At 75.2% G+C, this 15,694-nt stretch carries 10 protein-coding genes and 1 pseudogene; 9 read left to right on the top strand and 2 right to left on the bottom strand.

What is annotated here, in order from left to right; translation table 11 throughout:
• The first annotated feature begins 321 nt into the window (after positions 1-321).
• The 7 genes and pseudogenes from ABT093_RS32945 to ABT093_RS32915 all read left to right on the top strand — a co-directional run bounded on the left by ABT093_RS32945 (position 322) and on the right by ABT093_RS32915 (position 11,567).
• The gene (locus ABT093_RS32945; RefSeq protein ID WP_350570608.1) at positions 322-2,082 is read left to right on the top strand and encodes a protein kinase domain-containing protein; all 1,761 of its coding nucleotides are present in this window, start codon (positions 322-324) and stop codon (positions 2,080-2,082) included.
• 81 nt (positions 2,083-2,163) lie between these two features.
• On the top strand, positions 2,164-3,807 hold the full coding sequence (locus ABT093_RS32940; RefSeq protein WP_350570607.1) for a succinic semialdehyde dehydrogenase: 1,644 nt from the start codon (positions 2,164-2,166) through the stop codon (positions 3,805-3,807).
• A gap of 70 nt (positions 3,808-3,877) precedes the next feature.
• Positions 3,878-5,668, top strand: a complete 1,791-nt coding sequence (locus tag ABT093_RS32935) for a GMC oxidoreductase (RefSeq protein ID WP_350570605.1) — start codon at positions 3,878-3,880, stop codon at positions 5,666-5,668.
• Between the two features lie 164 nt (positions 5,669-5,832).
• The gene (locus ABT093_RS32930; RefSeq protein ID WP_350570603.1) at positions 5,833-7,608 is read left to right on the top strand and encodes a hypothetical protein; all 1,776 of its coding nucleotides are present in this window, start codon (positions 5,833-5,835) and stop codon (positions 7,606-7,608) included.
• A gap of 1,065 nt (positions 7,609-8,673) precedes the next feature.
• Positions 8,674-10,269, top strand: a complete 1,596-nt coding sequence (guaA, locus tag ABT093_RS32925) for a glutamine-hydrolyzing GMP synthase (RefSeq protein WP_350570602.1) — start codon at positions 8,674-8,676, stop codon at positions 10,267-10,269.
• A gap of 197 nt (positions 10,270-10,466) precedes the next feature.
• Positions 10,467-11,090 (top strand): annotated as a pseudogene (locus ABT093_RS32920) (DoxX family membrane protein); the annotation flags it as partial.
• 42 nt (positions 11,091-11,132) lie between these two features.
• The gene (locus ABT093_RS32915; RefSeq protein WP_350570612.1) at positions 11,133-11,567 is read left to right on the top strand and encodes a QcrA and Rieske domain-containing protein; all 435 of its coding nucleotides are present in this window, start codon (positions 11,133-11,135) and stop codon (positions 11,565-11,567) included.
• Between the two features lie 12 nt (positions 11,568-11,579).
• Here the strand turns inward: ABT093_RS32915 and ABT093_RS32910 are convergent, their stop codons facing one another.
• The gene (locus tag ABT093_RS32910; protein ID WP_350570600.1) at positions 11,580-11,798 is read right to left on the bottom strand and encodes a hypothetical protein; all 219 of its coding nucleotides are present in this window, start codon (positions 11,796-11,798) and stop codon (positions 11,580-11,582) included.
• Complete coding sequence (locus tag ABT093_RS32905) at positions 11,795-13,312, bottom strand: PspC domain-containing protein (RefSeq protein WP_350570598.1); 1,518 nt, start codon at positions 13,310-13,312, stop codon at positions 11,795-11,797. Before ABT093_RS32905 ends, ABT093_RS32910 begins: the two co-directional genes overlap by 4 nt.
• A gap of 285 nt (positions 13,313-13,597) precedes the next feature.
• Here ABT093_RS32905 and ABT093_RS32900 point away from each other — a divergent pair, with 285 nt between their 5' ends.
• A complete protein-coding gene (locus tag ABT093_RS32900; protein ID WP_350570610.1) occupies positions 13,598-14,962 on the top strand; it encodes an ATP-binding protein in 1,365 nt (454 codons plus the stop codon).
• The gene (locus tag ABT093_RS32895) at positions 14,955-15,632 is read left to right on the top strand and encodes a LuxR C-terminal-related transcriptional regulator (RefSeq protein ID WP_350570597.1); all 678 of its coding nucleotides are present in this window, start codon (positions 14,955-14,957) and stop codon (positions 15,630-15,632) included. The genes ABT093_RS32900 and ABT093_RS32895 overlap by 8 nt, the downstream gene beginning before the upstream one ends.
• The last annotated feature ends 62 nt before the right edge of the window (positions 15,633-15,694 follow it).

Here is a 15,694-nt window from a genome sequence, read left to right as displayed (position 1 = left end):
GGTAGCGCTGGAGTATCGTGCGGTCCTGCTCGGCGAGGGCCTTCGGCCGCCGCGGATTCCGCCGGCGCTGCTGGGCCCCCTCCTGGTCGGCGGGGTGTTCCTGCTGCTCCTGTTCGGCGTGGCGGCCGTGGTGCTGTTCGCAGGCTGACGGGGTCGGTGGGACCATGGTCGCCACCGTGGCGGGTGGGGGAGATTACCGGGGGGCGGGTGGGGCGCCTAATGTGTCCGTGGGATTTGTTCGATTCAGTGCTCTGCACCGAGTGGTCCGCTCCGGGCCCTCCGTCGCGGTGACGGCAGGTGGATGAGGGGGAGCGGTCGCGGATGGGCGCGCATGACCGGCCGGAGTCGGCCGAGGCGGAGCGGCTGCTGGCCGGGCGCTACGAGCTGGGTGAGCGGCTGGGCCGCGGCGGGATGGGCACGGTCTGGCGGGCCAGGGACCGGATGCTGGACCGCGAGGTCGCGGTCAAGGAGCTGACCGTCAACCACCTCCCTGAGGAGGAGCTGGAGATCCTGCACGCCCGGATGAAGCGGGAGGCCGCCGCGGCCGCCCGGATCAAGCATCCCGGTGTGATCACGGTGCACGACGTGCTGGAGCAGGACGGCCGGCCGTGGATCGTCATGGAGCTGGTCGACGGGCGTTCGCTGGCCGACGTGATCAGCCAGGACGGCACGCTGCCGCCGCGCGCCGCCGCCGAGGTGGGCGGTCAGGTGCTGGCCGCGCTGCACCGGGGCCACCAGCTGGGCGTGCTGCACCGGGACGTGAAGCCGGCCAACGTGCTGCTGGAGCACGGGACCGGGCGGGCGGTGCTGCTGGACTTCGGGATCGCGACGTACGAGGGCTCGGCCGAGCTGACCCGGCCGGGGGACCTGGTCGGCTCGCCGGACTACCTGGCGCCGGAGCGGGCGCAGGGCGAGCGGCCGGGTCCGGCCTCCGACCTGTGGGGCCTCGGGGCGACGCTGTACGCGGCGGTGGAGGGCGACTCGCCGTTCCGCCGTACCTCACCGCTGACCACGCTGGCCGCGGTGGTCGGCGACCCGCTGCCGGAGCCGCGCCGGGCGGGGCCGCTGGGGCCGGTGCTGGCCGCGCTGATGGCCAAGGACCCGGCGGACCGGCCGAGCGCGGACGAGGCGGCCCGGATGCTGGCCGAGGTGCAGGCCGGGCACACCCTCGGCTTCAAGCCGGTCACCCCGGTGCGGATGCCGACCCAGTCGGTGCCGGTGGTGGACCGTTCGGGCGAGCCGGACGGGGCGGGCGAGCCCTCGCCCGAGGGGCCGGAGGCGGTGACGGTGCCGCGTCCGGTGCCGCCGGCCGAGGCCGGGGAACCGTCGGTGGCGCCGCTCGTCGGCGGCGACCGCGCCGGGGCCGATCCCGCCGGGGCCGACCCGGGGCGCGGGGAGTCCGAGGGGGCGCCCACCGGGCCGGTCGCGCCGGTGGCGTACACCGACGCGACCGCGCGCGGACCGGCCAGGCGCCGGGCCGCGCTCCAGCTGCTCGTGGTGGCCGTGGTGGTGGCGGTGGCCGTCGCGGCGACCTTCCTGCTGACCCGGCACGACGCCGCCTCGCAGAACGCCGTCCCGCCGGTGCCGTCCGTGGCCGAACCGGGCGACGGCGGCGGGATGCCCGCGCCCAGCGGCTACCGCTGGGTGGACGACCCGGCGGGCTTCCGCTTCCCGCTGCCCGCGACCACCCCCGTCTGGCAGCGCACCAGCACCTCGGACAACCAGATCTACTACAGCCCCGACGGCAATGTGCACTACCTGCAGTTCGCGGTGACGGTGGGCCAGTCGGTCAAGCCGCTGGAGCACCTGCGGCAGATGGAGGCCACCGTCTCCAAGTCGCGGAAGGAGTACAAGCAGCACAAGCTGACCGGCATCGCCGTGAACGGCCACGAGGCGGCGGTCTGGGAGTTCAGCTACCTGGCCAAGGAGGGCGGCCGGCGCCGGGCGATCGAGGCCGAGTTCATCGACGAGGACGGCACCAGCTACGCGATCTACTCGTCCAGCCCCGAGCGGGGCAACGAGTGGAACGAGGCCGAGCAGCGGTTCAACGCGGTGCTGCACTACTTCACCCCCACCCGCTGACCCGGTGGGCCGCCGGCGGCCGTCCGGTTTGTTGTTACCCACGGGTACCGAAGCGGGCGCCGAGCGCCTAGGCTGCGCCTTATGTCGGACCTCACCGCAGCTGCCACGGCCAACGACCCCGCCGGCGCCGGCGCGCCGGGCCGCAATCCCGCCGCGCCCGGCGGCGGACGCACCGTCGCCTCGGCCGTGCCCCCGTCCCTGGTCGCCCGCCTCGTCGCCGGGGTCACCGCCACCGGCGAGCCCAGCGTGGTGGAGACCGTCGCCCCGCTGACCGGCGAGCGGCTGGCCGGCCTGCCGCAGTCCACCCCGGCGGACGTCGAGGTCGCCTTCGAGCTGGCCCGGCGCGCCCAGCCGGCCTGGGCCGCGCTGCCGGTCCGCCGCCGCGCCGCCGTCCTGCTGCGCTTCCACGACCTGCTGCTCAAGCGGCAGGACGAGGTGCTCGACCTCATCCAGGCGGAGACCGGCAAGGCCCGGCTGCACGCCTTCGAGGAGATCCTCGCCGTCGCGATCGCCGCCCGCCACTACGGCCGCGCCGCCCACGCCTACCTGCGCGACAAGCGCCACCTGGGCGCGGTTCCGCTGTTCACCCAGGCGATCGAGGCCCGCCGCCCCAAGGGCGTGATCGGCCACATCTCGCCGTGGAACTACCCGCTGGAGCTGTCGGTCGGCGACGCCCTGCCGGCCTTCGTGGCGGGCAACGCGGTGGTCAACAAGCCGGACACGCAGACCGCGCTGACCGCGCTCTGGGCCCGCGAGCTGCTGATCGAGGCCGGACTGCCGGCCGACCTGTGGCAGATCGTGATCGGCGACGGCCCGGTGATCGGCCCCGCGGTGGTCGAGCACGGCGACTACGTCTCGTTCACCGGCTCCACCCGCACCGGCCGCGACGTCGCCCGGCGCGCCGCCGACCGGCTGGTCGGCGCCTCGCTCGAACTCGGCGGCAAGAACGCCCTGCTGGTCCTCGCCGACGCCGACCTCGACCGGGCCGCCGAGGGTGCCGTCCGGGCCTGCTTCTCCTCGGCCGGCCAGCTCTGCATCTCGATCGAGCGGCTGCTGGTGCACCGCTCGGTGGCGGACGAGTTCCTCGCGAAGTTCGCCGCCCGCACCCGCGCCCTGCGGCTCGGCGGCGGCCTCGCCTACGGGGCCGACATGGGCTCGCTGGTCTCCGTCCGGCAGCTGGAGACCACCACCCGGCACGTCGAGGAGGCGGTCAAGGCCGGTGCCACCGTGGTGGCGGGCGGCCGGGCCCGGCCGGACCTCGGCCCGTTCTTCTTCGAGCCGACCATCCTGGACGGCGTCACCCCGGACATGGCGGTGTGCGCCGAGGAGACCTTCGGCCCGGTGGTCTCGGTCTACCGCTTCGACACCGAGGAGGAGGCGGTGGCCGCCGCCAACTCCACCCCGTACGGCCTCAACTCCAGCGTCTGGACCAGGGACGTCCGGCGCGGCCGGGCGATCGCGGCCCGGCTGCGCACCGGCACGGTGAACGTCAACGAGGCCTACGGCGCGGCGTACGGCTCGGCCGCCTCGCCGATGGGCGGCATGGGCGACTCCGGGCTCGGCCGGCGGCACGGCGCCGAGGGGATCCTGCGGTTCACCGAGGCGCAGACCATCGCGAGCCAGCGGGTGCTGCCGATCGCGCCGATGTTCGGCCAGGAGGACCGGCAGTACGCGGTGATGATGACGGCCGGCCTGCGGATGCTGAAGGCCCTGCGCGTCAGGTGACCCCGGCGGCGGCCGGTACCCCGTTTCGTGGACGACTTCCCCTGGACGACTTCCGAAGGAGCAGTGGCAGATGGTGGGTTCGGCTGAGGACCGGGAGTTCGACTACGACGTGGTCGTGGTCGGCTCCGGTTTCGGCGGTTCGGTCTCGGCGCTGCGGCTGACCGAGAAGGGGTACCGGGTCGCCGTCCTGGAGGCCGGGCGCCGCTTCGACCGGGACGAACTGCCCCGCAACTCCTGGGACGTGGCCAACTACCTGTGGGCGCCGAAGCTCGGCCTCTACGGCATCCAGCGCATCCACCTGCTGGCCAACGTGCTGATCCTGGCCGGCGCCGGGGTCGGCGGCGGCTCGCTGAACTACGCCAACACCCTGTACGTGCCGCCGAAGGCGTTCTTCGAGGACCGCCAGTGGCGCGACATCACCGACTGGCAGGCGGAGCTGGCGCCGTTCTACGACCAGGCGCGGCGGATGCTCGGGGTGCGGCTCAACCCGACCGTCACCCCCTCCGACGTCCACCTGAAGGCCGCCGCCGAGCGGATGGGCGTCGGCGACACCTTCCACATGGCACCGGTCGGGGTCTTCTTCGGCGACGGCGAGGACGGGGACGGCACGGCGAAGGCGGCGCCCGGCGGCGAGGTGGCGGACCCGTACTTCGGCGGCGCCGGTCCGGCCCGCAGGGCCTGCGTGGAGTGCGGCGAGTGCATGACCGGCTGCCGGCACGGCGCCAAGAACATGCTGACCGAGAACTACCTGTACCTGGCGGAGCGCGGCGGCGCCGAGATCCACCCGCTGACCACGGTGGCCCGGATCCGCGAGTGGCAGGGCGGCTTCGCGGTGGACGTCCGGCGCACCGACAGCCGCTCCACCACCGACCCGGTCAAGGCCGGGGCGCGGACCATCACCGCCGCCAGGGTGGTGGTCGCGGCCGGCACCTACGGCACCCAGACCCTGCTGCACCGGATGCGCGCGGCCGGTCACCTGCCGCGGATCTCGGCCCGGCTCGGCGAGCTGACCCGGACCAACTCCGAGGCGCTGGTGGGCGCGCAGACCACGGACCGGCGCTACGGTGCCCGCGCGGACTTCACCAAGGGCGTGGCGATCACCTCCTCGATCCACCCGGACGAGAACACCCACATCGAGCCGGTCCGCTACGGCAAGGGCTCCAACGCGATGGGCGCGCTGTCGATCGCCCAGGTCCGGGGCGGCGGGCGGCTCCCGCGCTGGCTGCGCTACCTCGGCAATTCGGTCAAGCACCCGGTGACCTTCGCCCGGTCGATGAACCAGCACCGGTGGTCGGAGAAGACGATCATCGGCCTGGTGATGCAGTCCCTGGACAATTCGATCACCGTCTCGCTGAAGGACAAGGGCCCCGGCAAGGGGGCGCTGACCTCCCACCAGGGCCACGGCGCGCCCAACCCGACCTGGATCCCGGCCGCCGAGCGCGGCGCCCGGGCGCTCGCCGACGAGATCAACGGGTTCCCCGGCGGCAGCGTCGGCGAGATCTTCGACATCCCGATGACCGCGCACTTCCTGGGCGGCTGTCCGATCGGCGACTCCCCGCTGACCGGGGTCGTCGACCCGTACCACCGCCTCTACGGGCACCCCGGGATCAGCGTGGTGGACGGCGCGGCGGTCTCCGCCAACCTCGGCGTCAACCCGTCGCTGACCATCACGGCGCAGGCCGAGCGGGCGATGTCGATGTGGCCCAACAAGGGCGAGCGGGACACCCGCCCGGCGCCCGGCGAGGAGTACCGCCGGATCGCCCCGGTCGCGCCGCTCGCCCCGGCGGTGCCGGACGACGCGTTCGGCGCGCTGCGGCTGCCGCTGCTGGCGGTGCCGGAGGTGCCGAAGAAGCAGGCCTGACCGGCGGTCGCCGGGGCGGCCGGGCGGACCCGGGAAATGTCCCGGGTCCGTACCGAGCCGCCCCGGCGACGCGTGAGCGGTTGACAGCCGTCCGTACCCGATGGGAGAAAAGGGGCGCCCTGGGGGACCAGGAGATCGTTCGTTCGGACGGGGGGACGCGGTCCATGGCCATCTGCGCATCCTGCGGCGCGGCTTCGGCGGAGGGGGCGCTCGCCTGCGCGTCCTGCGGGCGGGCGCTGGTGCCGCCGCCCGTGCTGCCACCACCGCCGCCACCACCGACGCCGCCGTCCGCGCCGCCCGCCGTTCCGCCGGGCGTGCTCCCGCCGCCGGTGCTGCCTCCGGCCCCGCCGGCTCCGCGGTCCGCGCCGACCGTGCAGGCCGCGCCGCCGGTGCCGCCCGCGCCGCCCGTCGGGACGCCCTGGGGCGCCGGCCGGCCGTACGACCCGGCCGCCGGCAGGCCCGCCGCGCTCGCCTGGCTGACCGGCGCCGACTGGCGCCCGGCGCTGCGCGCGGTCGTCGTGCCCACCGCCGTGCTGCTGCTGGCCGCGCTCGCCGTCGCGATCCCGGACGACTTCTTCCCCTACACGGTCGTCATCGACCCGCCCTCCTACGGTGAGCGCTTCGGCACGGGGCTGGCGATCGTCCTCGGCGCCCTCGGCGCGCCGTTCCGGCTGGACGTCGCCGCCGACGGTCCGGTCGAAGCGGGGGGCGACGGCGGGACGCTGATCCGCGCGGTGCCGCTGACCGTCACCGCGCTGTGGCTGCTCGCGCTCTGGCTGGGCCTGCGGATCGGCGCGCGCCGCCGCCAGGAGCGCACCGGCGAGCAGCTGACCCGCCGGCAGGCGGCCGCCGAGGCCGCGCGCACCGCCGTGGCCTCGGCCGCGGTGACCGTGCTGCTCGGCCTGCTCGCCGGCGCCGCGTGGTACCCGGGCGGACGCTTCGACGTGGACGTCGACTCCGGGGCGCTCGGCCGGGCCGGCTACGAGTCCTCGGCCGGCTGGATCGAGGCGGCCGGCTGGACGGCGCTGCTCGCCGGGCTGCTCGCGTTCGCCGTGTACGGGACCGACGCGCTGCGCTGGGCGGCCTGGCGCAACCGGGCGGTGCGCGGCTGGGCGGTCGCCGGGCTGGCGGCCGGCCGTGCGCTGGCGGTCACCATGGGCCTGGCGGCGGTGGCCGGCCTCGTGGTGGTCGCGGTCCACAGCGGGGACACGAGCGCCGGCGGCGAGCTGACCGGCACCGCGATGGCCTTCCTGCCCAACGTCGGCCTGATGCTGCTCGGACTGGGCTCCGGTGCGACCTTCCGGACCACCAGCGAGATGCCGACGGTCGATGGCTCGGACTGGTACCGGGAGCCGCGCGACGTCGACGACTACTCCTTCTTCGACCTGCACGGCGCGAACGGCGACTGGCGCTGGACCGCACTGCTCGCACTGGCCGCCGCCGCGGTGCTCGGCTGGACGGCGTACCGGCGGCGGCTGGACGCCGCGGACCGGCTCCGGCTGGCGGCGGTGTACGCCGCCGGGCTCAGCCTGCTGATGCTGGTCTCCGGGATGCTGAGCTCCTCGCAGACCACCGTCCGCTACCTCGGCCGCAGCCGGGACACCGGGTTCGAGAGCGCGCTCTCCCTGGTGCCGTGGACGCTGCTGGTGGCCAACGCCCTGTGGGCGGCGGTCGGCGCGCTGGCCGTGCCGCCGCTGCTGGCGGCCCTCGACCGCCGCAAGCAGCCGCCGTCGGCCGCGGTGCCGGCGCAGCCGGACGGGGAGTTCAGCGGCGGCGCGCCGGGCGGCCCGGAGGCGCTCGTCCCGGAGGTGACCGTCTCCGAGGTGACCGGCGTGGACGTGATCGGCTCGGGCGACGGTCGGGGGCCCGGCGAGCGCCCCGCCGGGCGGCGGCCGGAGGACGAGGGCCCGGTGGACCCGAGCGTCTGGAGCCGCCGGTAGCGACGGGTCCGGGGCCGGGCCGGTGCGACCGGCCCGGCCCCGGACAGGGCAAAGGGCCCCGCGGGGGAACGGGGCCCTTTGTCGCTCAGCACGCGGCGTCAGGGCGCGCCGGTGCTGGGTGACGGCGCCGGGGGAGGAGCGCCGTCGGACGGATGGCTGATGGGTCGCGCGCGGCCGCTCCGGCAGGGGTGGGCCGGCGCGCGCGGGCGCACAGTGCCGCGGCGGAGGTCCGGCGCGCATGCCGACATCGGACCATCGCTCACGGAGCGTGAGGTGATAATCGTTGCCACCGCGGGTCTCGGCGGCACCGGGACGGTACTCCGCGGTCGGCCGCTCGGCCGCCGGGAGAACCTCTTCCACCCAGCATCGTCCTGGACGAAGGGCTTGCTCTGCAACCGATTCGGCATGATTCGGTACGGGCCGTTTCCGGCCGCGCCGATGGTCGGGCCGATGGCCGGCCCATGCCGGGCCCACCGCGCCGGACGCCGGGGCGGTCGGCGGAGGGCGGCGGCGATGATCACGGTGTGTAGCGGCGCTGGCCGGAGTGCACGGGGGACGCGCACGGGGGACGCGCACGGTGGCGCGGGGACGGTGAACGGGGTGCGCCGGGATCGCGGCGGGTGCGGCGGCCGGCTCCGGGCGTCCCCGGCGGCCGGCCGCCCCACCTCCCTGGTCCAGTCGCGGCCGGGTTCGCTGTCCCCTGCTGGCCGGCCGCAGCACCCGCGCGCGGTCCCACGGCGCGTCGCTCCCCGGCCGGGGCCGGTTCTCCGCGACGACGCCACGCGCGCCGGTGGACTGGGGTGAGCTCCACGCGTGGTCCTGCAGTGCCGTACGGAGGCGCCCTGGCCGGGGCGGGGCGACGCGTCTGGCGGGCGCGGCACGGTCGTACGGTCTGTCCGGAGCAACGAACCGGCCGCCGCGACGGTCACGGTCGCCGGGGCGGGCAGACGAGTGAAACCGGCCAGCCCGGTAGACTCGGTGGCAGACCCCCGCCCGTCGCCCGCCGTGCACCTTCCGTAGGGCGCGCCGCGCGACACCTTTCGTACCGCTGCCGGAAGGCCGTCTGTGTCCTCTGCTACTCCCGTCCAGTCCGTACCTGAGACCGACACCGTCCTGGTGGTCGACTTCGGTGCCCAGTACGCCCAGCTCATCGCCCGTCGGGTGCGTGAGGCCCGGGTCTACAGCGAGATCGTGCCGAGCAGCATGCCGGTCGCCGAGATGCTCGCCAAGAACCCGAAGGCGATCATCCTCTCCGGCGGTCCCTCGTCGGTCTACGAGCAGGGCGCGCCGCAGCTCGACCGCGCGATCTTCGAGGCCGGCGTGCCGGTCTTCGGCATGTGCTACGGCTTCCAGCTGATGGCCAAGACGCTCGGCGGCACCGTCGACAACACCGGCGCCCGGGAGTACGGCCGCACCCCGCTGACCGTCTCGCGCACCGGCTCGACCCTGTTCGAGGGCGTCCCGGCCCAGCACTCGGTGTGGATGTCGCACGGCGACGCCTGCTCCGCGGCCCCCGAGGGCTTCACCGTCACCGCCTCCACCGACGTGGTGCCGGTCGCGGCCTTCGAGAACGACGAGGCCCGCCTCTACGGCGTCCAGTACCACCCCGAGGTGCTGCACTCCGACCACGGCCAGCAGATCCTGGAGCACTTCCTCTACCGCGGCGCCGGCATCGCCCCCACCTGGACCACCGGCAACGTGGTCGAGGAGCAGGTCGCGGCGATCCGCGCCCAGGTCGGCAACAAGCGCGCGATCTGCGGCCTGTCCGGCGGCGTGGACTCGGCGGTCGCCGCCGCCCTGGTCAACAAGGCCATCGGCGACCGGCTGACCTGCGTCTACGTCGACCACGGCCTGATGCGCAAGGGCGAGACCGAGCAGGTCGAGAAGGACTTCGTCGCGGCCACCGGCGTGCAGCTGAAGGTCGTCGACGCGCAGGAGCGCTTCCTGGACGCGCTGAAGGGCGTCAGCGACCCTGAGGAGAAGCGCAAGATCATCGGCCGGGAGTTCATCCGGGTCTTCGAGCAGGCGCAGGCCGAGATCATCGCCGAGGCCGGCGAGCACGGCGAGTCGGTCGACTTCCTCGTCCAGGGCACCCTGTACCCGGACGTCGTGGAGTCCGGCGGCGGCACCGGCACCGCCAACATCAAGTCCCACCACAACGTCGGCGGCCTGCCCGAGGACCTGCAGTTCGCGCTGGTCGAGCCGCTGCGCAAGCTGTTCAAGGACGAGGTCCGGATGGTCGGCCAGGAGCTGGGCCTGCCGGAGGAGATCGTCCAGCGCCAGCCGTTCCCGGGCCCCGGCCTGGGCATCCGGATCGTCGGCGAGGTCACCAGGGACCGCCTGGACCTGCTGCGCGAGGCCGACGCGATCGCCCGCGAGGAGCTGACCGCGGCCGGCCTGGACCGCGAGATCTGGCAGTGCCCGGTCGTCCTGCTCGCGGACGTCCGCAGCGTCGGCGTCCAGGGCGACGGCCGCACCTACGGTCACCCGATCGTGCTGCGCCCGGTGTCCTCCGAGGACGCCATGACCGCCGACTGGTCGCGTCTGCCGTACGACGTGCTGGCCCGGATCTCCACCCGGATCACCAACGAGGTCCGCGACGTCAACCGCGTGGTGCTGGACTGCACCAGCAAGCCGCCGGGCACCATCGAGTGGGAGTGAGCACTCCCCGTCCCGGCCGGTCCTGACCGGTTCTGAACACCCGCGCCGTCGTCCCCGTACCAAGGGGGCGACGGCGCGGGTGTTCGGGTTCACGGGGAGGGCCCTCCGTGGGCCCTCCCACCGAAAGCGCGCATCAGCGGGCAGAATGCGTCCGGACCTGTCAGGCGGTGGCGGGCCGGTGAGGGAAGGTGTGGGGAATGGCGGAGGCCAGCAGCTCCGTGGCGGCCGGGTCGGGAACGGCCGCCGGAACCGGGGCCGGGACCGCGGGTGACGGCGCGGCCGGGTCGGGTGCGGCCGGGCCGTCCACGGGCCCTTCGGACGGCGCGGGCCCGGCGGGCGCGGCCGCCCGGATCGCCGCCTGGAAGGCGGCCGGCTCGCGGCTGGCGCTGCTGCCGCTGCGGCTCTTCCTCGGCGTCACCTTCGTCTACGCGGCGCTCGACAAGCTCTCCGACGGCCACTACCTGGCCGGGGCCGTCGACCCGGCCTCGTTCGTCTCGCAGACCCGGGCGGTCAAGGGCTCCAGCCCGATCGACTTCCTGCTCGGCCCGGCGCTGGACCACCCCACCCCGTTCGCCCTGCTGGTCGCCTTCGGCGAGCTGGCGGTGGGCCTGGGCACCCTGCTCGGCCTCTGGGGCCGGCTCGCCGCCGCCGGCGGGGCCCTGATCAGCCTCACCCTCTGGCTCACCGTCAGCTGGAGCGTCTCGCCGTACTACCTCGGCAACGACCTCGTCTACCTGATGGCCTGGACGCCGCTGGTGCTGGCCGGCACCCCGTACCTCTCGGTGGACGGCTACCTCGCCCGGCGCTCCGCCCGGGACCGCCGCCGCGGCCTGAGCGAGGACCACGTCCGGCGCCGGGCCCTGATGGACGGCGGCATCGCGGCCGTCGCGATGGGCGGCGCCGGGCTGCTCACCGGCTCGCTGACCGCCACCTTCGGGCGGGACAGGCCCACCGCGAAGGCGAAGCAGTCCGCGGCGCCGGCCGCGGCGCCGGTCACGGTGGACGCCGCGAGCGTCCCGGTCGGCGGCTCGGCCCAGGTCAAGGACCCGGCCAGCGGCGACGCCGTCTACGTGGTGCAGCCCAAGGCGGGCCAGTACTGCGCGTTCTCCTCGGTCTGCACCCACTCCGGCTGCGCGGTCGACGCACCGAAGGACGGCAAGCTCTACTGCCCCTGCCACGGCTCCCGGTTCGACGCGGCCACCGGCGCGGTGCTGAACGGCCCGGCCACCAGGCCGCTGCCCAAGTACCGGGTCACCAAGGAGGGCGACAAGCTGCACCTGGGCCCGCTGGAGGCCTGACCCCGGGAGGGCCTAACCCTCCCGCCCGGGCTCCTCGGGCCGGGAGCGCCGGACCGCCGCCGCCACCGCCCCGGCCAGGCCTCCCAGGCCCAGGACGATGAAGGTCACCGGGATGACGATCCGGCCGTTCACCGAGACGTCGTTCACCGCCGCCACCAGGTAGAGCACCGCGATCGCGGTGAACAACCCGCCGGCGATCAGCGAGAACAGGTCGAGCTGGTGCTTCCTCACTGCTGGACCACCTTGATGCTGCCGAGCCCGACCTTCAGCGTGAGGTCGAGCGTGCCCTTGGATGTCTGTCCGTTCACCGGGAGCAGCTGGTAGCTGCGGTCTCCCGGGCCGTCGTCGGACGGCTCGCGGTCGGCGAGGCGGACCTCGACCAGGCCGATCTCGCTGCGCACGTTGACCGTGACGCTCGACGGCACCGTCACGGTGAGGTCGCCGACGCCCAGCTCGACCGTGGTCGCCAGGGCCGTGCCGGCCGGGTCGAGCGTGCCGAGGTCCAGGTGCGCCGAGCCGACCCCCAGCGTGTACTTCGGCTGCAGCTCGGCGGTCGTGGCGACGGTCCAGGTGCGGTCGCCCGCGAAGTTCCGGGGCGAGACCGAGGACTGGCCGACCGCGGTCAGCGCGACGGTGAGCAGCAGGCCCGGGACCACCAGCCGGCGGGCCCGGCCGAACTTCGCGCCGACCAGCAGGGTCAGTCCGATCACCAGCAGCGCGGTGGCCAGCACGCTGCCGGCCCGTACCGTCGCCCCGCCGTCGGTCGAGGCCGACCAGACGGCGCTGGCCGCGCCCACCGCCAGCAGCAGGCCGATCAGGCCGAGCGGGGAGCGCTCGCGCCGGTGCACCACCACGGGCGGGCGCGGCGCGGCCGGCGGGACGGGCCCGGCCTCCTTGCGCAGCGGGTCGCCCTGCGGCAGGTCGGTGCGCTGCCACCACGGCCGGGCCGGGGCACCGGGCGGCGGGGTCGCGGCGCCGTCGTACGGGTTGCGCTCGGGGTGGCGCGGGTCCCACAGGTAGCCGGACGGGCCGGGGTGCGGGGTGTCGGCGGGGACGGTGCCGGCGGCGCGCGCGGCGGCGTGCCGGGCGCGGGCCTCGTCGTCGGCGGCCGGCTCCTCGCGCGGCCAGCGGTAGCCGCTCGCGGCGGTCGCGGCGGGGCCCCCGGCGGCAGCGGGGTCGTCCGGGAAGTACCGGTCGTACGGGCCGCCCTGCGGCTGGCCGTAGCCGTGGACGTGGCCGTGGGGGTGGTGGTGCCGGCGGCGGCCGCGGACCCGGCCGCCGCGCCGGCGCTCGGGGTCGTAGCGGACGGCGAGGAAGACCAGCCCGGCGAGCAGCAGCAGCGGGAACAGCTGGCCGCCGTCGCCCATCGAGGAGAAGAAGACGCCGGTGCCGATCACGGTCAGCAGCACCGCGCCGACCGACTGGCCGTCGACCCGGCCGGTGAGCACCCGCTGGAGCTCGGTGCGGCCGGAGCGGGCGGCGCCCTTGCCGTCCGTGCCCGGCTCGGTCGGCACGATCAGCCAGGCCAGGCCGTACAGGAAGAGGCCGAGGCCGCCGGAGAGGCAGAGCACGACCGTCACGACGCGGAACACCACCGGGTCGATGTCCAGGTGCCGGCCGAGGCCGCCGCAGACGCCGGCCACCACGCGGTGGTGCTCGGCCCGGGTCAGCGGGGGTCGGTCCGGCGCGGGTGGGGCGCTCGTCCCGGCCTCGTGGAGCTCCTCTGCGCGGTGGTCTTCGGTCATGCCACCATCCTGGTGGGTGCCGCGCCCCCGCCCCAACCGGTCCCGTCCCTGCTCGGACCCTGACTTGTCCCTGAGAAGGGTCAGGGTTCCCGCACGGGCAGGGCCGGGCGTGCCCGCGGGGGGACCCTTAGGGCCACACCCTGATGCGTCCGGGTCCGCCCGCGTGGAACCATCGGTGCCGTGGCAGCACCCGGTTCCGACTCCCGCCCCCTCGCCCCCGAGCCCGCGCCGCCCGGGGGTGGCGACCCGACCGCTCCCGCCGACGGGAAACCGCCCTACCGCCGGCTGTACCGCAGCCCGCAGGGGCGGATGCTCGGCGGTGTCGCGCACGGGCTCGCCGTGCACCTCGGACTGCCCGTCAGCTGGGTGCGGATCGCCTTCGTGATGCTGTTCTTCGCCCAGGGCCTCGGCGGGCTGCTCTACGCGGCGTTCTGGTTCGTGGTGCCGATCGGCATCGGCGAGCCCGCCCGGCGGGGCGGCGCGCACTGGGTGTACGTGAACGGCGCCTTCGTCCCGGTCGGCTCCTGGCAGGCGGGCGGCGGCGGGGAGCTGAGCAAGGACGGCCGGCGCGGCGGGTGGATCGGTCGGCTGCGCGAGGTGCTGCAGCACGCCCTGCGGGGCGAGCCGGTCGAGGCGGGCGAGGGGTCCGGCGCGTCCGGCGCCGCCGCGGGCCAGCGGCAGGGCGGGCTGGGCCAGCTGGCCGCGCTGGTGATGCTGGTGATCGGCGTGATCGCCCTGCTCAACGCGCTCAACGTGCAGACCGCCAAGCCCTACACCTGGCCGCTGCTGGCGATCGGCGTCGGTGTGGCGCTGGTCTGGCGGCAGGCCGACGACTCCCGCTGGCAGCGCTGGTTCGGACTGGAGGAGGGCGAGAAGCGGCGCGGCGCCTACACCCGGGTCGGCGCGGGCGTGCTGCTGGTGGTGGCGGGCATCATCGCCTTCCTGGCCACCCAGGGCGGCGGCTCGACGATCGGCTCGGTGATCGAGGCCTCGCTCGCGGTGCTGGCCGGCGTGCTCGTGCTGGTCGGCCCGTACGCGCTGCGGATGTGGCAGGACCTCGGCGCCGAGCGCACCGCCCGCATCCGCGCCCAGGAGCGCGCCGAGATCGCCGCCCACGTGCACGACTCGGTGCTGCACACCCTGACCCTCATCCAGCGCCGCGCCGAGGACCCCAAGGAGGTCCTGCGGCTGGCCCGGGCCCAGGAGCGCGAGCTGCGGCTGTGGCTCTACCGCCCGGAGGCGGTCGCCGAGCAGGCGCCGGACACCATGGCGGAGAGCCTGCGGGCGGTGGTCGCCGAGGTCGAGGACCGGCACGGCGTCCCGGTCGAGGTGGTGATCGTCGGCGACTGCCCGATGGACGAGCGGATCGCGGCGCAGATGCAGGCCGCGAGGGAGGCGACGGTCAACGCGGCCAAGTACGGTGGCGGGGGACCGGTCCAGGTCTACGCCGAGGTCGAGGGGAGGACCGTGATGGTGTTCGTCCGCGACCACGGCCCGGGCTTCGACCCGGACACGGTGCCCGAGGACCGGATGGGCGTACGCGAGTCGATCCTCGGCCGCATGAAGCGCAACGGCGGCACCGCACGGGTGCGGCCGGCGCCGGACGGCGGGACCGAGGTCGAGCTGGAGATGGAGAGAGCGAATGACTGAGGCAGCGCCGGAGCGCCGCGCGCGGGTCGTGCTGGTCGACGACCACCGGATGTTCCGGACGGGGGTACGGGCGGAGATCGGGCGCACCGAGGCGACCGGGATCGACGTGGTCGGCGAGGCCGACGACGTGGAGTCCGCGGTCCGGGTGGTCGCCGAGACCCGGCCGGACGTGGTGCTGCTGGACGTCCACCTGCCCGGTGGCGGCGGCGTCGAGGTGCTGCGCCGCTCGGCCGGGCTGATGGGGGACCCGGGGGGAGTCAGGTTCCTGGCGCTCTCGGTGTCGGACGCGGCGGAGGACGTGATCGGCGTGATCCGCGGCGGCGCCCGCGGCTACGTCACCAAGACGATCACCGGGACCGACCTGGTCGACGCGATCTTCCGGATCGCCGACGGGGACGCCGTCTTCTCGCCCCGGCTGGCCGGCTTCGTGCTGGACGCCTTCGCCGCCACCGACACCCCGCCGGTGGACGAGGACCTGGACCGGCTGACCCAGCGCGAGCGCGAGGTGCTGCGGCTGATCGCCCGCGGGTACGCGTACAAGGAGATCGCCAAGCAGCTGTTCATCTCGGTCAAGACGGTGGAGAGCCACGTCTCGGCGGTGCTGCGCAAGCTCCAGCTGAGCAACCGGCACGAGCTGACCCGCTGGGCCACCGCGCGCCGGCTGGTCTGACCGGCGCGTCCGCGACGAGCCCGCCCGGCCCCGCCGAGGGCCGGACGGGCTTGTCGGCGGGT

This window comes from Kitasatospora sp. NPDC002551 (assembly GCF_040296005.1).
GTDB lineage: Bacteria > Actinomycetota > Actinomycetes > Streptomycetales > Streptomycetaceae > Kitasatospora.
Note: the sequence above shows the minus strand (reverse complement) of the source record. Positions and strands in the feature narration are given on the sequence as shown.